This is a genomic window from Saccharothrix australiensis (assembly GCF_003634935.1).
GTDB lineage: Bacteria > Actinomycetota > Actinomycetes > Mycobacteriales > Pseudonocardiaceae > Actinosynnema > Actinosynnema australiense.
In genome coordinates, this window is record NZ_RBXO01000001.1 from 2,017,113 (window position 1) to 2,035,750 (window position 18,638).

Below are 18,638 nucleotides of genomic sequence, written 5' to 3' on the forward strand. Positions count from 1 at the left end.
AGCACCTGGCCGAGCTCGGGGAGGCGCCGCATGAGGATCGCGGACGTGTTGCGGAACAAGGGTTCGGCGGTGGCCACGGTCGGGCCGGGGGCCACCGTGGCGGACCTGGTGGCGGGGCTGGCGGAGCACAACGTGGGCGCGCTGGTCGTCGTGGGCCCGGACGGCGTCGCCGGGATCGTGTCGGAGCGGGACGTCGTGCGCCACCTGCGCGACCGCGGCGCGGACCTGCTGGGCGCGCCGGTCGCGGAGATCATGACCACCGAGGTGCGCACCTGCTCGCCGCAGGACTCGGTGGACAGCCTGACGGTCCTGATGACCGAGCGCAGGATCCGCCACGTGCCGGTCGTGGCGGACGGCGAGCTGGTCGGCATCGTCAGCATCGGTGACGTGGTCAAGAGCCGCATCAGCCAGCTCGAAGAGGACCAGGACCAGCTCACGGCGTACATCGCGCAGGGCTAGCGCTCCCTCTCCCGCTTGCGGTAGTGCCTGCTGACCCTCGCCCGGTTGCCGCACGAGGGCTTGCACCACTGCTGCTGCGGGTGCGCCTTGACGAAGTACCTGATGCACCGGGGAGCGGGGCAGGCGCGCAGTGCTGCCCGCTCCTCGCTCGCCAGGAACTCGATCACGGCCGTCGCGAGGTCGGCCAGGAGCCGCTCGCCCGGCGTCGCCGAGTCGACGTAGCGCACGCGCGGTTGCCCGTCCCACTCCAGCCGCGCCACCCTGGGCACTCGCGCCGCCGCCCCGTTGACCAGGCGCAGCGCCTCGTCCGGCGGCACGAGGTGCGGGGTGTCCATCCGCTCGCCCGCCGCCGCCGCCCGCGCGAACAGCGACCGGACGGCCCAGCGCAGCGCCACGACCTCCTGCCACAGCTCCTCGCTCGCCGCGTCGAGGCCCGCCCACTCGGCCAGGCCCGCCGGGGTGGCGAGGTCGTCGGCCAGCCCGCCGTGCCCGTCGTGGCGGACGGTGCTCGCGAAGTCCAGCGCCCGGTTCATCCCGGCATCCTAATGGACTTCACCCGATCACCCCGCTACTCTCCCTAACGGACTGAGCTACGTAAACCATTAGGGGGAGTCTTGCTGACCGACCACGACGTGACCGCCGCCGCGCTCGACGCGCACCGCAGGCTCGCCGAGGCCATCGCGGGGTTGACCGACGAGCAGGTCGCCGGCCCGTCCGCGCTGCCGGAGTGGACGCGCGGGCACGTGCTGGCGCACGTCGCGAACGTCACCGCCGCGATGGCCAGGCAGGCCGAGCACGAGGGCACGAAGATCGAGGTCTACGAGGGCGGCAGGCCGGCGCGCAACGCCGCCATCGAGGCCGGCGCGGGCCGCTCGGCCGCCGAGCACCGCGCGGCGATCGAGGCCGCCGTCCGCCGGCTGACCGCGGCGTGGGAGGGCGTGCGCGACTGGGGCTCGCCGATCGCCTACCGCGACGGCACGCTCCTGGACACCGCGTACGTGGTCTGGCGGGAGGCGGAGATCCACGCCTCCGACCTCGACCTCGGGCCGTTCCCGTGGCCGCCGGCGTTCCACGACCACGTGGTGGACTTCCTGTCCTCGCGCGTCCCGGACGGGGTGCGGCTCACCCTGGCGTCCACCAGCGACAGTCGTGAGTGGACGATCGGGTCCGGCGCGCCCGTCGTGCTCCGGGGCCGGTCCGACGACCTGGTCGCGTGGCTCGCCGGCCGCACGCCGAAGGGCGAGCTGACCGGCGAGCCGCCCGCGCTCAACCCGTGGCCGTGACCGGCAGTTCGAGGCCGAAGTCCTCGCGCAGCGCGGTGGCCAGCTCGTCGGGGGTCAGGCTGCGCTTCTCGGACCCGCCGTGCGGGGTGGCCACCGTCAGCTGGTGGTCGGTGATCGCGTAGCGGGCGCGTTCGTCGGTGCGCTGCACCAGCAGCCTGCCGACGAACGCGCTCGCCGGGTTGGTCGACAGGTAGTAGCTGAGGATCGCGTAGTCGGCGGGCGTGCGCGGGTCCTCGGTGAAGGCGTACAGCGACACCCACTCGCCGCCCTGGAACGACTTCAGCGTCCAGACGTCGTCGTCGAGGTCGAGCCGGAACGTCCAGTCGCCCTGCTGCTCGAAGGCGCCCTGCGCCAGCGGCAGCGGCGTCAGCAGCCCGCCGCCGCCGAAACCCACGTCCACCAACCACTTCCGGTCGACGCGCAGCAGCGCGTGGGTGCGCGGGATGTCGCCCTCCCGGCCCAGCAGCACCCGCGCGGCCAGTCCCGTGACCTCGTGGCCCAGCCGCTCCAGCACCGCCGCGAACAGCAGGTTCTGCTCGAAGCAGTAGCCGCCGCGCCGGCGGCGCACCATCTTGTCCTGGAGCGACGGCACGTCCAGCGCGAGCGACGCGCCCGCGCCGATGTCCGCGTTCTCGAACGGGATCGCGCCGAGGTGGGCGCGATGCAGCTCCCGCAGGGTGGTCGCCGGGTCGGCCTCCGGGTCGAGCCGGTGGCCGACGCGTTCCAGGTAGGCGTCGAGGTCGAGCAGTTCACCGTTCCACACCCGGCCAGCATGTCAGCTCGCGGTCGGCGCGGCGGATGCGCTGGATCACAGGTGCGCCCGTGCCGGACCGTTGACAGTGCTCGGTGCGCGGTGGTCTGATGCGTGCGATTGGCAGGTGTCTTGCCGAACCGCCGCCACTGCCCGGTCCCTCGCGGTGGAAGGAGCACGACGTGGGCATCACCCGTCGTTCGATCTTGGCGGGCGCGGCGACCGCGCCGCTGCTCGTCGGTGCGGGCGGCGTCGCCTCGGCCGCCTCGTGGCGGCCCAAGTGGCGCGCCCGGCCCGACGTCGACGGCCTCGGCGCGTTCGAGAGCGTCGAGGACGACCGCGCGGACTCGCACCCCGGTGTCCGGCACATCCACGCGCAGGGCGCGCACTACCGGTTCGACATGCACACGCGCGACCGCGACACGTCGACCGACCGGCAGCGCAACGAGGTCGCGGGCATGAGGACCGACGGCGCGGCCGTCGTGCTGCGCGAGGGGGAGCGGTGGCGCTTCACCTACTCGATGTTCATCCCGTCCAGCCTGCGCGCCACCTCGACGTTCACCCACGTCATGCAGACCAAGATGCCCGGCGTGGGCTCGCTGCCGGTCACCGTGATGTCGTTGCGCCGCACCGGCGGCGCGTCGCGGGTCGAGTTCAAGGTGGTGGAGGGCGACGTGCTGGTCGGCGCGACCGACCTGGCCCCGCTCCAGGACCGGTGGATCGACACCTCGGTCGAGATCCGGATCGGTGACGGCTCGGCGGGTCGCGTCCGCTGGGTGGTGCGCGACGGCGGCACGACCGTGCTGGACAAGACCAAGTCCGGCGTCGACACCTGGCTGGGCGACCGGTTGCGCCCCAAGTGGGGCATCTACCGCTCGCTCGGCGACACCTCCGGCGCTCTCCGCGACTGCCACCTGCTGCTGCGCGACCTGCGGGCGGACAAGTTCGAGTGATGCCGCACCAGGTCGCCGAGGCCACCCGCGGCCTGCCGGGGGTGGGGCGCCGGTGACGCCCGAGGAAGCGGTGGCCGAGCAGGAGCGCCTGCGGCCCCTGGTGCGGACGACGACCGATCCGGAGCTCGTGGTGCGGCACGTGGCCGGGCTGGACGTGTCCTACGCCGACGACGACCGGCTGGCGGCCGCCGTCGTGGTGCTCGACGCGGCGACGCTGGAGACGGTCGACTCCGCGGTGTTCCTGGGCAAGGCCGAGTTCCCGTACCTGCCGGGGCTGTTCGCGTTCCGGGAGCTGCCGCCGCTGCTGGTCGCGCTGGACCGGCTGGCGGTGCCGCCGGACCTGCTGGTGTGCGACGGGCAGGGGCTGGCGCACCCCAGGCGGTTCGGGCTGGCCTGCCACCTCGGGGTGGTGACCGACCTGCCGAGCGTCGGGGTGGCGAAGACGCCGATGGGGCGGTTCGACCAGCCCGCCGACGAGCGGGGCGCGACCACGGACCTGGTCGAGGACGGCGAGGTCGTGGGTCGGGCGCTGCGGACGCGGGTCGGTGTGAAGCCGGTGTTCGTGTCCGTCGGCCACCGCGTCGACCTCGACCGGGCGTGCGCCGAGGTGCTGCGGCTGTGCGTCACGCGCCTGCCGGAGACGACCCGCCGCGCGGACGCGTTGGGGCGTGCTCAGCTCAGGTAGGCCAGTCCGGGGTGCCGTCGGACGTAGGTGTCGAGCAGGCTCCGGGCGGCCGCCAGCGAATCGACCAGGGGGTGCACCGCGAACGCCTTCAGGGCCGAGCGCCGGGTGCCTTCCATGACCAGCCGGTCCACGGCCTTGACCGACAGCACGAGCCCGGCGGCGTGGTCGGGCAGCGGGCTCACCGGCAGCGGTGTCGCGCCGGTCGAGTCGACCGTGCACGGCACTTCGACGACCGCATCGGCGTCCAATGTGGACAGCGTGGAGCCGTTGCGGACGTTGAGGATCAGCGTCGCGCGCTCGTTGTTCGCGATGGCGTGCATGAGTCGGAGGGCGACGTGCTCGTACCCGCCGCCCTCCAGCGTGTCGCGGTCCTGCTTCATGTACGTCGCCTCGCGCTCCAGCCGCGTGGTCTCCCAGTCGACCTCGCCGTCGTAGAAGCGCTGCTGCTGCCGCAGCAGGTACGCGCCCCGGTCGCCGCCCAGCGCGTCCCGCGTGTCGTAGTAGTAGTGCAGGTACTCGTTCGGGATCACACCCAGCGCCTGCAACCACTCCACCCCGAACAGCCGGCCCTCCTCGAACGACCCCAGCGCCACCGCGTCGGCGAGCAGTCGGGGCAGCAGGTCCTCCCCGTCCCGGTGGACGCCCTGCAACCAGCCGAGGTGGTTCAACCCGGCGTAGTCGAACCGGGCGTCCTCGACGCCCAGGGCGCCGGCCACGCGGCGGCACAGCCCGACCGGCGAGTCGCAGATGCCGATCACCCGCGGGCCCAGGTGCTCCGCCATGACCTCGGTGATCAGGCCGGCGGGGTTGGTGAAGTTGATGACCCACGCCTCCGGCGCGAGCCGTGCGACCCGGCGGGCGATGTCGCGCGCCACGGGCGCGGTGCGCAGGCCGTACGCGATGCCGCCCGCGCCGACCGTCTCCTGGCCGAGCACGCCGTGCTGGTGCGCGACCTCCTCGTCGATCGCCCGCCCGGCGAGCCCGCCGACCCGGATGGCCGAGAACACGAAGTCCGCGCCGCGCAACGCCTCGTCCAGGTCGGTGGTGGTCTCGACGCGCGGCCCGCCGCGCAGCACCGACCGGATGGCGGCGAGCCGCGCCGGGTCGACGTCGTGCAGCACGAGTTCGGCCACCCGCCCGTCCGCCACCAACGCCCTGTGCACCAGCGGCACGCGGAACCCGCCGCCGCCCAGGATCACCAGCCTCATGCGTCCCATCCTGCCCCGACGAGCAACCCGATGAAGGCCGACGTCAGCGGATCGGGGTCCTTATGGCAGTACGCGACGAGTTCCCGCCGCACCGGCGGGTCCGGGCGCAGCACGACACCGTCGAACCGCTCCGGGAGCACGTTGCGCGGCACCAGCGCGGGCCCGAGGCCGGCCGCGGCCAGCACCGGCACCGTCGCGGTCTGCTCCGTCCGCACCGCCGCCCACGGCTGGAACCCGCGTTGCCGGCACGCCTCGTCCACCACGTCCGCGAGCCCGTTGTCGGGTGCGTAGTGCACCCAGCCCTGGTCCGCGAACGCCCGCAGGTCGACCGGACCCTCGTGCGGCGAGTCCGGCGGCAGGACCAGCACGAACTCTTCCACGCCCAGGCGCCGGACGAAACCGGGCCAGCCCGCGGGCGACGGCCCGATGGCGACGTCCGCCTGGCCCTCGGCCATCGCCTCCCGCAGCTCGTCGGCGTGCCGGTGCTCGAACAGCCTGATCCGCACGTCCGGGTGCCGGGCGCGCCACGCGCTCAGCACGGGCGGCAGCGCGCCGAGGGTCAGCGAGTACACCGTCGCGACGTGCAGCTCACCGCACTCCAGGCCGCCGGCCCGCCGGGCCGCCGTCAGCGCGCGGTCGGCGTCGGCCAGCGCGGCTCGGGCGAACGGCAGCCAGGCGCGCCCGGCGGGCGTCAGCCGGACGGCGCGGGGCAGCCGGTCCAGCAGCGGCGTGCCGACCGCCCGTTCGAGCGCCCGGATCTGGTGGGACAGCGCGGGTTGCGTGACGTGCAGCAGCTCGGCGGCGCGGGTGAAGGAACCCTCGTCCACGACCGTGACCAGGTACTCGAACTGCCGAAGTGTCATGAGTGCAGTTTATGCTTCCAACAAGCAACATGTCTTGGACTTATGGACCGGTCCGGCCGACGATCGTTTCATGGCACTGAACGAGCAAGCCCGCGCGGCGCTGGAGAAGATGGCGGGCGCGCCACCCGTGGAGGAGTCGACCGTCTACGACGCGCGGCAAGCCTTCCTGGGCTACAAGGAGTTCCAGAGCGAGCCGCTGCCGACCAGGATCGAGCACCTGTTCGTGCCCGGACCGACGGCCGACCTGCCCGCGCGCGTCTACTACCCGCCGGGTGACGGTCCGTTCCCGGCCATCGTGTTCCTGCACGGCAGCGGTTTCGTGATCGGGAACCTCGACGTGTACGACGTGCCGCTGCGGGCGTTGGCGCACGCCACCGGGCACGTGGTGTTCGCGGTGAACTACCAGAAGGCGCCCGAACACCCGTTCCCGGTCCCGCTGGACGACTGCTACGCGGCGACCCGGTGGTTCGTCGACCACGCGCGCGGGCTGGGCGTCGACCCCGGGCGCGTCGGCATCGCCGGTGACAGCGCGGGCGGCACCCTCGCCGCGGCGGTGGCGGTGAAGGCGCGCGAGGAAGGCCCGGCGCTGGCGTTCCAGGTGCTGGTGTACCCGCCGCTGGACACGGACTTCACCACGGAGTCCTACGTGGACGAAGGTGGCGGGTACGGGTTGTCGCGCGAGGGGATGCGCTGGTCCTGGTCGCACTACCTCGCCGGCCGGGAGCCGACCGCGCTCGCCGCGCCGCTGCGCGCGTCGGCACACGGGTTGCCGCCCGCGTTCGTGGCGCTCGCGGAGCACGACCCGGTGCGCTCGGACGGCGAGCGGTACGCCGAGCGGCTGGCCGCGGCGGGTGTCCCGGTGCGGGTGCGGCGCTTCGCCGGGACGATCCACGCGTTCATGCTGATGGACGCGGTGCTGGACGAGTACTCGGTGCTGCTCGGCGAACTCGCGGCCTGGCTGGGTGACCTCTGATGCCGCCGGCGCTGGTCGCGCTGGCCGTCGGGGCGTTCGGGATCGGCACCACCGAGTTCGTGATCGTCGGCCTGCTGCCGCAGGTCGCGGCCGACCTCGGCGTGTCGATCCCGTCCGCCGGGCTGCTGGTCTCGGGCTACGCGCTCAGCGTGGTCGTCGGCGCGCCACTGGTCACCGCCGCCGGCTCCCGGTTGCCGCGCAAGCGTTTGCTGGTCGGGCTGATGGGGTTGTTCATCCTCGGCAACGCGGTGTCGGCGGTCGCCGACGGCTACGCCCTGCTGATGGTCGGCCGGGTGGTGGCGGCCCTGTGCCACGGCGCCTTCTTCGGCGTGGGCGCGGTCGTGGCGGCCGGGCTGGTCGCGCCGGACCGGCGGGCGCGGGCGATCGCCCTGATGTTCACCGGGTTGACGGCGGCGAACGTGCTCGGCGTGCCGATGGGCACGGCGCTGGGGCAGGGGTTCGGCTGGCGGTCGACGTTCTGGGCGGTCGCGCTGCTCGGTGTCGCGGGGCTGGTCGGGATCGTCGCGCTGGTGCCGCCGCAACCCGCGTCCGACGGCCTGCGCGGCGAGCTGGCGGTGTTCCGGCGGCCGGGCGTGTGGCTGGCGCTGGCCACCACGGCGCTGGGCTTCGGCGCGGTGTTCGCGTCGTTCACCTACCTCGCGCCGATGATGACCGAGGTCGCCGGGTTCGCGCCGGGCGCGGTGACGTGGCTGCTCGTGCTGTTCGGGGCGGGGCTGTGCGCCGGGAACGTGCTCGGCGGGCGGGCGGCGGACCGCGACCTGCTACCGAGCCTGTACGCGATCCTGGCCGTGCTGGTGGTCGTGCTCGCGGTGTTCGCGTTCACCGCCGGGTGGCAGGTGTCGGCCGCGATCACCGTCGCTCTGCTGGGGGTGGCGGGGTTCGCGACCGTCGCGCCGTTGCAGACCCGTGTGCTGCAACAGGCCGAGGGCGCTCCGGCGCTGGCGTCGGCGGCGAACATCGCGGCGTTCAACCTGGGCAACGCGGTGGGCGCGTGGCTGGGCGGTGTCGCCATCGACGCGGGGTTCGGCTACACCTCGCCGAACTGGGTCGCGGCGGCGATGGCGCTGGCGGCGCTCGGCGTGGCGGTGGCCGGCGGCCGGGTCGGGATGCCCGCTCCGGCGCGGTGATCGCGGGGGAGGGGCCCGGTCCTGTGCCGGCCGGGCTCCTCGCCGGGCGCGCGGCGTGTTCGGGATCGTCGGTGTGGGGACCAGGGGCCTCCCGCGAGGCTTACCCGTCCCAGTGAACGTGTGGCTCCGCCCGGCGGTGAAGCGGTGATGGGCCCACGCGGGGGCGTGGGAGTCTGCATGCCCCGTCGACGCTGGTCAAGGGCCGATCGGCGGGTCTTCCGGGCCGGTCCACAGAGGACTTTCACGACCACTTGACACATCTTGCGGGGTCGGGGAAGGGTCTGCACAAACCTGTCCTGGACATGATGGGGGAACACCCGTGAAGCGTGTTCGGAGAGCCGTGGTGCTGGCGGCCCTGGCCACCCTGCCGCTGGGCGTGCTGCCCGCGGCGGCCACGGCCGCACCGGAGGGCCCGGTGTTCAAGGATGGCGAGGCGCAACCCGTCTTCGACCCGAAGGACGTGGTGAAGGAGAGCGTCTGGGTGCGCGCGCCGGTCGACAGCGACCGCGACGGGCGTGACGACGAGGTCTACACCGAGGTGGTGCGGCAGAAGGCCACCGACCGGGGCCTCAAGGTGCCGGTGGTGTTCCTCAACAGCCCGTACTTCTCCGGCGGCAACGACGTGGCGAACCACAACGTCGACGTCGAGCTGTACGTGCCGAACAAGCGCGGCGGCCACGACAAGCGCGACGGGTCGGTGTTGAAGGCCGAGGCGGACGAGCGGATCGCGGCGGCCGTCGGTCCCCACGCCGGTCCCATCACCTCGACGCGGTACGAGTCCTACTTCATCCAGCGCGGGTTCGCCGTGGTGTACGGGGAGTCGCTGGGCACCGGCAAGTCGTCCGGCTGCCCCACCTCGGGCGGGCGCAACGAGACCATCGGCTCCAAGTCGGTCGTGGACTGGCTCAACGGCCGCGCCACGGCGCGTGACGCGTCCGGCGCCGCGGTGGCGGCCTCGTGGTCCACCGGCAAGGTCGCCATGATGGGCGTGTCGTACAACGGCACCCTGCCCAACGCGGTGGCTTCCACCGGTGTCGAGGGCTTGGCGGCGATCGTGCCGATCGCGGCGATCTCCAGCTGGTACGACTACTACCGGGCCGACGGCGCGGTGGTCGCGCCCGGCACGTTCCAGGGCGAGGACCTGGACGTGCTCGCCGAGTACGTGTACACGCGGTCGGATCGGGAGATCTGCAAGCCGGTGATCGCGGAGGTCGCGCGGAAGCAGGACCGGGTCACGGGTGACTACAGCGAGTTCTGGGACGAGCGGAACTACGTGAAGGACGCCTCCAAGGTGCGTGCGGCGGTGCTCGCCGTGCACGGGCTGAGCGACTGGAACGTCAAGACCAAGCACGTGGCGCAGTGGTACGAGGCGCTGCGGCGCAACGGGGTCGAGCACAAGATCTGGCTGCACCAGTCCGGGCACACCGACCCGGACACGCTGCGGTCCGCGGAGTGGCGGCGCACCCTCAACCGGTGGTTCAGCCACTACCTGTACGGGATCGACAACGGCATCGAGAAGGAGCCGAAGTCGACCATCCAGCGCGAGGACAAGACCACGTGGGTGGACGAGGCCGACTGGCCGGCTCCCGGTGCCGCGACCGCGCGGCTGCACCCGTGGGCCGGTGGTTCGGCCAAGGGCGCGCTGCGGTCGTCGTCGGTGCCCGGCCGTCCCGTGGTGGAGTCGTTGCGCGACGACTCGTCCAAGCTCGCCGAGGACCTGATCGACCTGCCGAGGTCCGGCAACCGGCTGTCTTACGCGACCCGTGCGTCGGCCACGCCGCTGCGGCTGTCCGGGACGCCGCGGGTGGAGCTGGCGGTGTCGTTCGACCAGCCGGCGGCGAACGTGACGGCGCTGCTGGTGGACCGTGCGCCGGACGGGACCAGCCACGTGATCACGCGCGGGTGGACCGATCCGCAGAACCGGGTCGACCCGGCCAAGACCAAGCCGATCGTTTCGGGGCACACGTACCGGATCGACGTGGAGCTCCAGCCGCAGGACTACGTCGTGCCCGCCGGGCACTCGCTGGAGTTCGTGCTGATCTCCAGCGACTACGACTACACGCTGCGGCCCAAGCCGGGCGCGGGCCTGTCGATCGACCTGACGTCGACGGTGGTGGAGCTGCCCGTGGTCGGTGGGCAGCCGGCGTTGCGCCGTTCGGTTGGTTAGGAATTATTTCACCATCTCAAAACCTGGTTAGTCTTCCACCTCGACGGCTGGGCGTGGTCCGATCACCACACCAGTCGTCAAGGAGGTTGGCAGATGCGCCGCGTGCTCGTCACGGTCCTCGTCACGCCGCTGTTCGGCCTCGTCCTTACGCAGGGCGAGGCGTCGGCGGCGCCGAACTTCCAGCTGCCGTTCCCGTGCAACCAGGTGTGGGAGGGGCAGACCCGCACCAACCACAGCCCCGCGAACTCGGTCGACTTCAACCGCGCGAACGACGACGGCGACCCGGTCGTCGCGTCCGCCGCGGGCACCGTGACCAGGGTCGCGAACGAGGGTGGCACCAGTTACGGCCGTTGGGTGGAGATCGACCACGGTGGCGGCTGGCGGACCCGGTACGCGCACCTGTCCGCGCAGCGGGTGACCGTCGGGCAGTCCGTCCGGCTCGGGCAGCAGATCGGCAACGTCGGCACCACGGGCGGATCGACCGGGCCGCACCTGCACTACGAGCAGCGGCTCAACGGCGCGGACCGGAAGGTCGTGTTCAACGGTGCCGGGGCGTACTACTGGGGTACGCGCAGCTACACGAGCCGCAACTCGTGCAGCGGGGTCACCGGGACCGTGGGGACCGACAGCGGGTCGTCGGTGACCGTGCGGTCGGGGCCCGGCACGGGTTACGCGGCCGTGGGTTCGGTGGCGAACGGCTCGTCGGTGACGATCCGCTGCCAGGTCAAGGGGCAGAGCGTCACCGGCAAGTACGGCACGACGGCCTTGTGGGATCAGATCGGGTCCGGCTACATCTCCGACGCGTACGTGTACACCGGTTCCGACGGTCAGGTCGCGCCTGCCTGCTGACTTAGCGTCCTTCACGCCTCCTTACGGACTCCGTAAGGGGGCGCTTTTCCTTATACGGCACCACCCGAACGGGTGACCGGCCTGAGTTATCCACATTTTCCGATCCGCCAGTGGCCCCTCCACCCACCCCAACCCAAGATCGACCCATGACATCCCTCACCGCCCCTACCAACCGCCTCCACACGCCGGGCGACCTGGTCGCCGCACTGCCGTACCTGCTGGGCTTCCACCCCGTCGACTCGCTGGTCCTCCTGCTGCTGGAGAACGGGACGATCGCGCAGACGCTCCGCGTCGACCTGCCCCCTGAACGCAACGACCGCAGGGTCGCCGAAGAACTGGCCGCGCCGCTCGAAGGCCAGTCCCACTTCCGGGTGGTGGCGTTGGTCATCGGCGGCGGGCGGGGCGACCCACCCGAGGAGTTGCCCCGCGAGCACCTCGTGGCGCACCTGGTGGCGGCCCACGCCTGCGCGGGCGTTGCCGTGACGCGCGCCGTGTGGTGCCCGGCCACCGCCAAGGGCGCGCGGTGGTTCGACTACCACGACCTGGGGGAGACCGGAGCCGTGCCCGACCCGATGGCCACGGCCGTCGCCGCCAAGGCGGTGGCGCGCGGGTACGTCACCCACCGGGACCGGGAGGCGCTGGCCGCCACCCTCGCACCGGACTCGGAGGAGTCGCTGTCGCGGAGGTCCGCCCTGCTCGACCACGTGGTGGCGGAGGCGGAGGCGCACGACTACGACGACCCCGGAGTCATGGTCCGCCACCGCGAGCTGGTCCGGCGGGAGGTGGCGAGGGCGCAGGAGCGGACGTGCCCGCTGACCGATCGCGAGATCGTCGACCTGGCCTACGCGCTGTCCGACCCGTGGGTGCGCGACGCCAGCCTGGCCGAGGCGATCGGCGGGCACGCCCTGGGCGCCGAGCGGCTGTGGACGGAGCTGACGAGGGCGACACCGCACCCGGAGATGGCGGAGCCCGCGGCGCTGCTCGCGTTCACCGCGTACATCAGGGGAGACGGTGCGCTGGCGCGGATGGCCCTGGACCGGGCACAGGAGGCCCTGCCGGGCCACCGGCTGTCCGTGCTGCTGCGCATGGCCCTGGACAACGGCATGCCCCCGTCCACCGTGCGCAACCTCGCCGAACGAACCGCCGACGCACCGTGGTTCCCCACCACCCCCACTCGACCCCCAACACCCACACCCACCCCGCCGTCCACACCACCCGCACCCGCTGCACCGACGCCGCCCGCAACGTCAACGCCGCCCTCGGTGCCGCCGCCTCCTGCCGCTCCGCCGCCGTCCTCGGCATCGACGCCTCTCACCGCTCCGCCACCCCCTGCCGCTCCGCCGCCTCCCGCTGCGGCAATGCCGACCGGTGCATCGCCGACACCCACCACCGCCCCCGCTACAACCACTGCCTCCACCACGACCAGTGCCCCGGCGACGGCCCCTGATCACACCCCGACGACAACACCGACCCCAGCCACCGCGCACATCCCAACGAGCGCGCACCACCCACCGGACAACCGCCACCACCCCGCCGCTCCACCGGCGGTCACCAACTCGACCTCAACTGACTCTGGCGCGAACACCGACACCACCACCGAGGCCGCGACCGCAACGGAGAAAGGCGCGACCAAGGCACCCTCCGCTCCCACCACCAACCCATCAGTCAACCCCGCCCCGACCCCGGCCAACCCCGCCTCCACCCCGAACGCTGCCGGTGAGGAGCCCCAAGCCACCTGACCCACCCCGAGGCCCGGCCTCGCGGCTTCCCCCATCCGCGAGGCCGGGCAGTCCCCAGGACGTGGGCATGCGAGGTGGGGCCTTGGCCCTGGATGTCGGACACCGGGCACACTCCGATCCGGACGATCCGGGTGGACAGGAGTCCCGTTCAGACGGCGATGAAGCACCATCCGCCGGAGTTCAAGGCCGAGGCGGTTGTGCTCTACCGGTGCCGCCCCGGCGCGGCGACCACATCGGTGGCCGACGACCTCGGGATCAACCACGAGACGCTGCGCAACCGGATTCGCCTCGGCGATGCACGATGCACCGGCCCCCACACCGCCGTGGCCGTGTCGCCGTCGGGTTCACCGGAGGACGAGAACGCCGCGCTGCTCAGGCGCATCCGCGAACTGGAGAAGGAGCGCGACATCCTGTGCAAGGCGGCCCGGCACTTCGCGGGCGAGACGCGCTGGTGAGCCGCTTCCAGTTCGTTGACGATCACTGGCACCACCACGGCGTGGAGCGGTTGTGCCAGGTCATCGGCCTCGCCCGGTCCAGCTACCACCGCTGGAAGGCCACCGCGCCCGATCGAGCTGGCCGAGCCGCCGCCGACGCGCGCCCGGCCGCCCGCATCCGGGTGATCCACCGCGAGTCGGCCGGCACGGACGGCGTCTCGCGGATCACCGCCGAACTGCACCACACCCGACACCGCGTCAACCACACACAGGCCGCCCGCGTGATGCGCGAGGTCGGCCTGGCCGGGGTGCGGCTGCGCCGCCGGCACCGCACCACCCGCCGGAGTTCCGGGCCGAGGCGGTCGCGCCCTTCCGGTCCCGCCCCGGCGCGACGATCACATCGGTGGCCGACGACCTCGGGATCAACCACGAGACGCTGACAACCGAATCCGGCTCGACGATGCGCAAAGCACCGGATCGTCGATCGCACCTCAGACCGTGCCGCCGTAGGGCATTGCGCGGGAGAGACGTGCTGGTGAACCGCTTGCAGTTCGTTGAGATCATCGGCGCCGTCACGGCGTCAAGCGGCTGTGCCGGGTCATCGGGGTCGCACTGGGTACCGCGTCAACCACAAGCGCATCGCCTGGGTCATGCGCGGCATCGGCCTGGCGCTGCCGCTGCGCTGCCAGCACCGCCGACGGCACCTGCCTTCACCTGTGCGGTGGAGGCCCCAACGCCGCGAACCAACACGCATCCGCCGCGAACGGCATCAACCCTGGACCGAGCACGTGCGGCCTGACCAACCCGGCGGACGTCCCTGGCCACCGACCAAGAACGTTCACCCGGAACGGCGAACCGACCAGGCGGCACCCGCTCCAAGGCCGTGCTCACCGACGTCGGTCCGGTGCAGATCGACCAGTTGACCACCGGAAGGCTGAGCGGTCGACGTGCGATTCATGAAGCGGTCTGGCCGGCCTGTCGACGGGTGCTGTCCGAGCTACCCGTCGGAATTGATGCGTTGGTGGCTTGCGGCCAGTACCGCGTCGGCCAATTCGGCCGGGGTGAGCCGGTCCGAGCGCAGTACGAGCGTCCCGGCCGGCTGGCGGGCCGCAGCGGCCGGGTCCAGGCGGCTCAGGGCCCACTCCAGGGCCGACGAGCCCGACTGCGGGTTGCCGGGGATCGGTGCGCGGGCGGTGATTCGCTTTTTCAGCACGTCGGCGTCCGCTTCCAGGAAGACGTGCAGGATTTCCTCGCCCGCGTCGGCCAGGCCGCCGAGGATTTCGGCCCGGTAGGCGTCGCGGAGGAGCGACATCGGCACGATGAGCGTCTCCGCGTGGTGCCTGCGCAGCGACAGCGCCGTCGCGACGACCAGCTCCCGCCAACTCGGCAGGTCCTGGAAGTCGTCGTTGGGCGGCACCCACTTCCACAGCGTGATGCCCAGGTCTTCCGGGTCGTACACGACCGCGGTCGGGAGTCGCCGGTGCAGTTCCTGCGCCAGCGTCGTCTTTCCCGCCCCGAACCCACCGTTGAGCCAGATGATCATCCCGGCAACGTATCCAGATCGTCCGCGACACCGCCACCTTCTCCCGACGTCCGCCACGCCCGGACGCCTTTCGCGCGTCCGCCGGGAATACGGGCGAGAGCAGGCGGGAACGGGCATTGGGGTTCGGCGGCGTGGCGGATCGAGGGATCGTTGTTCAGGATGGGCGGGTCTCGCGCTCTGCCGGGTGGTGGAGCCCTGAGGCCGCCCACCTCGCGTGGTCACGGGGTCCACGTGGTGGGCGGCCGTCGGAACGTGCCGCGTGGCTGTCGGCGCAGGTCTCCGCTGGGGTGACCGGCCACCGCTGAGGCAACCGATCACCGCTGGGACAGCCGGTGGCCGGTGTGGTGACCGGCCACCGGCTGATCGCCTGTTAGACGAGGTCCGGGCGTTGCCAGGGCTCGCCCAGCACGTGCTCCGCCAGGAACGCGTAGATCGTCTCGTACCAGACCTTCGCGTTGCCGGGGGTCAGGATCCAGTGGTTCTCCGTCGGGAAGTACAGGAACTTCGCCGGCACGCCGTGGCGCACCAGGTCGAAGTACAGGCGCTGACCCTCGCTGATCGGCACCCGGTAGTCCTTGTCACCGTGGATCACCAGCATCGGCGTCTTGATGTCGGCCACGCCCAGGTGCGGCGAGTTCGCGCTGAGCTGCTCGCGCTGCCGCAGCGGGTCGCCCATCTCGCGGATCCAGTAGTACGAGTCGTCCGTCGTGCCGGTGAACGCGTCCAGGTGCCACAGCGACGCGTGGGTCACGATGGCCTTGAAGCGGTCCGTCCTGGTCGCGATCCAGTTCGCCATGTACCCGCCGAACGAGCCGCCCATCGCCGCCGTCCGGCTGTCGTCGATGTCGTCCCGCCGCACCGCCACGTCCGTGATCGCCATGAGGTCGGTGTACGGCTTCGCGCCCCAGCTGCCCCAGCCCTCCCGGATGAACTCGGGGCCGTACCCGGTCGACAGGGCCGGGTCCGGCATCAGCACCGCGTAGCCGCGCGCCGCCATCAGCCACGGGTTCCAGCGCCAGCTCCAGCCGCTCCAGCTCATCACCGGGCCGCCGTGCACCCACAGCAGCAGCGGCGCGGGCTGGTCCGCCGAGCAGCCCGTCGGCAGCACCAGCCAGGCGCGCACCGTCCGGCCGTCGGCGACCACGGTCTCGATCTCGGTCAGCGTGCCGGGCAGCGACTCGACGACGCCCGGCGCGGGCAGGGCCACGGCCTCCTGGTCGGGCTCGGCCAACGCCAGGCGCACGGGCTGCGCGGGCTGGTCGACCGCGTTGCGCAGCGCGTAGACGTGGTCCCGGCCCACCTGCACGTCGGTGTACGCGCCGGTCGCCGTCAGCTTGATCAGCTCACCCGACGCGAGGTCCAGCCGCCAGATCGGCTGGTGGCCCCGGTACGAGCTGGTGAAGTACACCGCCGCGCCGTCCGGGCTGACGACCGGGTGCTCGGCCTCCTCCGCGAAGTCCGGCGCGAGTTCGGTGATCGCGCCGTCCAGGGAGATGCGCACCAGCGCGTTGCGCCACGGCAGGCTGGGTGTCGAGTCGAACGAGCGGATCGCGATCACGCCCGACGAGTCCGGCAGGAACGCCACCTGCGTGAACGAGTGCCCCTCGGCGTCGGCCAGCACCCGGCTCGACGAACCGTCCGCGGCGGCCACCCGCAGCCGCACCCGCGGGCCGTAGGCGGCGCTGACGTCCACCCGCTCGGTGTGCACCACCCACCGGCCGTCGGGGCTGATGACCGCGGGGTCGTCGAGCCTGGTCGCCGCCTCCGGCGTCAGGTCGACCAGGCCGGTCGCGTCCAGGCGCTCGGCGTCCGGGTCGAACGAGCCGGTGAGCAGCCGCGGGTAGGTCGGGCCCAGGTCCACGTCCCAGTACCGGGTCGGGTACGACTCGTACAGGATCGCGGTGACGCCGGCGTCCTCGCGGGCCTTGCGCAGCGCCTCGTCGGCCTCGCCGAACTCCGCCGTCGGGTGCGCGCCCGCCGTCAGCAGCAGCGTCCCCGCGTCCCGCGCCACCGCCACCCGCTCGACACCGCGGGTCGGGCGGCACAGCTCGCGGGCCTCGCCGACCGGCGGCAGCACCCACAGCGCCGTCCGGTCCTTCTTCTTGCCCTCGTCGGGTTTCGCCGCCTGGTCCGGCCGCGCCGACAGGAACAGCAGCGAACCGTCCGGGGTGAACACCGGGTTCGACTCGCCCTTCGCCGCGCGGGTCAACCGACGCGCCGGGCGCACCCCCGCCGGGTCGACCTCCCACAGCGCGCCCTGCCACGCCTTGCCGTCCGGTGTCAGCTCCGCCACCACGGTCACCAGCCGCGTGCCGTCCGGTGACAGGGCGAGCGACCCCAGACGGGGCAGCGCGGCGTACGCGGACAGGTCGGCGAAGTCGGTCGCCTGGATCGTGCCGCTCATCAGACCTCCTCCCTGGACTGGGTGAACTCCCACGCGTCGCGCACGATGCCGGCCAGGTCCACGCGCTCCGGCTTCCAGCCCAGCTCGGTCCGGGCCTTCTCGCTGGACGCGACCAGCACGGCCGGGTCACCCGAGCGGCGCGGCGCGACGTCGGCCGGGATCGCGTGGCCGGTGACCTCGCGGCACGCGTCGATCACCTGGCGGACGGAGAAGCCGAGACCGTTGCCCAGGTTGTAGATCCGGTGCGTGCCGCCGCTCGTGTGCGCCAACGCCTTGAGGTGCGCGTCCGCCAGGTCCGCCACGTGGATGTAGTCGCGTACGCAGGTGCCGTCCTCGGTCGGGTAGTCGTCGCCGTACACGGCGACCTTCTCCCGCTTGCCGGACGCGACCTGGAGCACGATCGGGATCAGGTGCGTCTCGGTCGTGTGCCGCTCGCCGAACCGCCCGTACGCGCCCGCGACGTTGAAGTACCGCAGGCTCACCGCGGCCAGGCCGTGCGACGTGGCGTAGCCGGTGATGGCGTGGTCGATCGCGAGCTTCGTCGCGCCGTAGGTGTTGGTCGGCCGGGTCGGCGCGGTCTCCACGATCGGCGACCCGTCCGGCTCGCCGTAGACGGCGGCGGTGGAGGAGAACACCAGGCGCGGCGTGCCGTGCTCGCGCATCGCGTCCAGCAGGCGCAGGGACGTGACGACGTTGCCCTGCCAGTACTTGGCCGGGTCCTGCTGCGACTCGCCGACTAGCGACTTGGCGGCGAAGTGCAGGACGCCGTCGAACCCCTCGGCGAGCACCGACCCGATCGCGTCGTCGATGTTCTCCGCGATCAGGCGGACGCCGTCGGGGACCGCGTCCGAGTGACCGGTGGACAGGTCGTCGAGCACGACCACCTCGTGCCCCGACTCGACCAGTCGGGCCGCGCACACGCTGCCGACATACCCCGCACCGCCCGTGACGAGCAGCTTCACCGTGATCCCCGCTTTCGTTTGTGCCTGGCTTCTTCCGTGCGCTTGCTGTGGTCGTGCCGGTCGGCGTCGGCCCCGCCGCCCTCCGCGTGGGCCGGGGCTCGCGTTCACCGCGTCCCGGTGCGCCGTGACCCGGTGCGCGGCGTCCCGGCGCGTCGCCGCCGGGTGCGCGTGGCCCCGGTGCGCGTGAACCCCGTGCGCGGAGGTCCGGCGCGCGAAG

The 18,638-nt window shown here is 72.6% G+C and carries 18 protein-coding genes; 11 read left to right on the forward strand and 7 right to left on the reverse strand.

All coding sequences use genetic code 11. The annotated features are described in order from the left end of the window. Positions 1–30: 30 nt before the first annotated feature. The gene (locus C8E97_RS09525) at positions 31–459 is read left to right on the forward strand and encodes a CBS domain-containing protein (RefSeq protein ID WP_121003571.1); all 429 of its coding nucleotides are present in this window, start codon (positions 31–33) and stop codon (positions 457–459) included. On the opposite strand, the gene C8E97_RS09530 is transcribed toward C8E97_RS09525, so the two are convergent. Then, positions 456–992, reverse strand: coding sequence for a CGNR zinc finger domain-containing protein (locus C8E97_RS09530; RefSeq protein WP_121003573.1), 537 nt, complete (start codon positions 990–992; stop codon positions 456–458). The genes C8E97_RS09525 and C8E97_RS09530 overlap by 4 nt on opposite strands. 81 nt (positions 993–1,073) lie before the next feature. On the opposite strand from C8E97_RS09530, the gene C8E97_RS09535 reads away from it, so the two are divergent. Continuing rightward, positions 1,074–1,742, forward strand: coding sequence for a maleylpyruvate isomerase family mycothiol-dependent enzyme (locus C8E97_RS09535; RefSeq protein WP_121003575.1), 669 nt, complete (start codon positions 1,074–1,076; stop codon positions 1,740–1,742). Here the strand turns inward: C8E97_RS09535 and C8E97_RS09540 are convergent. After that, entirely contained in the window at positions 1,726–2,505 is a 780-nt protein-coding gene (locus C8E97_RS09540; protein WP_121003577.1) for an arylamine N-acetyltransferase family protein, read from the reverse strand. The genes C8E97_RS09535 and C8E97_RS09540 overlap by 17 nt on opposite strands. Before the next feature lie 170 nt (positions 2,506–2,675). On the opposite strand from C8E97_RS09540, the gene C8E97_RS09545 reads away from it, so the two are divergent. Both C8E97_RS09545 and C8E97_RS09550 read left to right on the forward strand, forming a co-directional pair. After that, entirely contained in the window at positions 2,676–3,446 is a 771-nt protein-coding gene (locus tag C8E97_RS09545) for a Tat pathway signal sequence domain protein (protein WP_121003579.1), read from the forward strand. A gap of 52 nt (positions 3,447–3,498) precedes the next feature. Beyond that, positions 3,499–4,131 carry an endonuclease V gene (locus C8E97_RS09550; protein ID WP_121003581.1) on the forward strand — a complete coding sequence of 211 codons (633 nt, stop codon included), beginning with the start codon at positions 3,499–3,501 and terminating at the stop codon, positions 4,129–4,131. Here the strand turns inward: C8E97_RS09550 and C8E97_RS09555 are convergent. Then, positions 4,119–5,339 (reverse strand): 6-phospho-beta-glucosidase, encoded by a 1,221-nt coding sequence (locus C8E97_RS09555; RefSeq protein ID WP_121003583.1) that lies wholly within the window; start codon positions 5,337–5,339, stop codon positions 4,119–4,121. The genes C8E97_RS09550 and C8E97_RS09555 overlap by 13 nt on opposite strands. Beyond that, positions 5,336–6,202 (reverse strand): LysR family transcriptional regulator, encoded by an 867-nt coding sequence (locus C8E97_RS09560; protein WP_121003585.1) that lies wholly within the window; start codon positions 6,200–6,202, stop codon positions 5,336–5,338. The genes C8E97_RS09555 and C8E97_RS09560 overlap by 4 nt, the downstream gene beginning before the upstream one ends. Positions 6,203–6,272: 70 nt before the next feature. Here C8E97_RS09560 and C8E97_RS09565 point away from each other — a divergent pair, with 70 nt between their 5' ends. The 7 genes from C8E97_RS09565 to C8E97_RS34385 all read left to right on the forward strand — a co-directional run bounded on the left by C8E97_RS09565 (position 6,273) and on the right by C8E97_RS34385 (position 13,952). After that, positions 6,273–7,175 (forward strand): alpha/beta hydrolase, encoded by a 903-nt coding sequence (locus C8E97_RS09565; protein ID WP_170211712.1) that lies wholly within the window; start codon positions 6,273–6,275, stop codon positions 7,173–7,175. Next, positions 7,175–8,323, forward strand: a complete 1,149-nt coding sequence (locus C8E97_RS09570; protein ID WP_121003589.1) for an MFS transporter — start codon at positions 7,175–7,177, stop codon at positions 8,321–8,323. The genes C8E97_RS09565 and C8E97_RS09570 overlap by 1 nt, the downstream gene beginning before the upstream one ends. Positions 8,324–8,642: 319 nt before the next feature. Next, positions 8,643–10,490, forward strand: a complete 1,848-nt coding sequence (locus tag C8E97_RS09575) for a Xaa-Pro dipeptidyl-peptidase (RefSeq protein WP_121003591.1) — start codon at positions 8,643–8,645, stop codon at positions 10,488–10,490. A 93-nt stretch (positions 10,491–10,583) separates the two neighbouring features. Next, positions 10,584–11,339 (forward strand): M23 family metallopeptidase, encoded by a 756-nt coding sequence (locus tag C8E97_RS09580; RefSeq protein WP_121003593.1) that lies wholly within the window; start codon positions 10,584–10,586, stop codon positions 11,337–11,339. Between the two features lie 146 nt (positions 11,340–11,485). Beyond that, positions 11,486–13,078, forward strand: coding sequence for a DUF4192 domain-containing protein (locus C8E97_RS09585; protein WP_121003595.1), 1,593 nt, complete (start codon positions 11,486–11,488; stop codon positions 13,076–13,078). Between the two features lie 92 nt (positions 13,079–13,170). Next, positions 13,171–13,533, forward strand: a complete 363-nt coding sequence (locus C8E97_RS34380) for a transposase (protein ID WP_170211714.1) — start codon at positions 13,171–13,173, stop codon at positions 13,531–13,533. After that, positions 13,530–13,952, forward strand: coding sequence for an IS3 family transposase (locus C8E97_RS34385; protein WP_170211716.1), 423 nt, complete (start codon positions 13,530–13,532; stop codon positions 13,950–13,952). The genes C8E97_RS34380 and C8E97_RS34385 overlap by 4 nt, the downstream gene beginning before the upstream one ends. A 557-nt stretch (positions 13,953–14,509) precedes the next feature. Here C8E97_RS34385 and C8E97_RS09595 read toward each other — a convergent pair. The 3 genes from C8E97_RS09595 to galE all read right to left on the reverse strand — a co-directional run bounded on the left by C8E97_RS09595 (position 14,510) and on the right by galE (position 18,421). After that, complete coding sequence (locus C8E97_RS09595) at positions 14,510–15,055, reverse strand: P-loop nucleotide/nucleoside kinase family protein (RefSeq protein ID WP_121003600.1); 546 nt, start codon at positions 15,053–15,055, stop codon at positions 14,510–14,512. A 370-nt stretch (positions 15,056–15,425) separates the two neighbouring features. Next, positions 15,426–17,459 carry a S9 family peptidase gene (locus tag C8E97_RS09600; RefSeq protein WP_121003602.1) on the reverse strand — a complete coding sequence of 678 codons (2,034 nt, stop codon included), beginning with the start codon at positions 17,457–17,459 and terminating at the stop codon, positions 15,426–15,428. Continuing rightward, positions 17,459–18,421, reverse strand: coding sequence for a UDP-glucose 4-epimerase GalE (gene galE, locus C8E97_RS09605; protein ID WP_121003604.1), 963 nt, complete (start codon positions 18,419–18,421; stop codon positions 17,459–17,461). The genes C8E97_RS09600 and galE overlap by 1 nt, the downstream gene beginning before the upstream one ends. Positions 18,422–18,638: the final 217 nt, after the last annotated feature.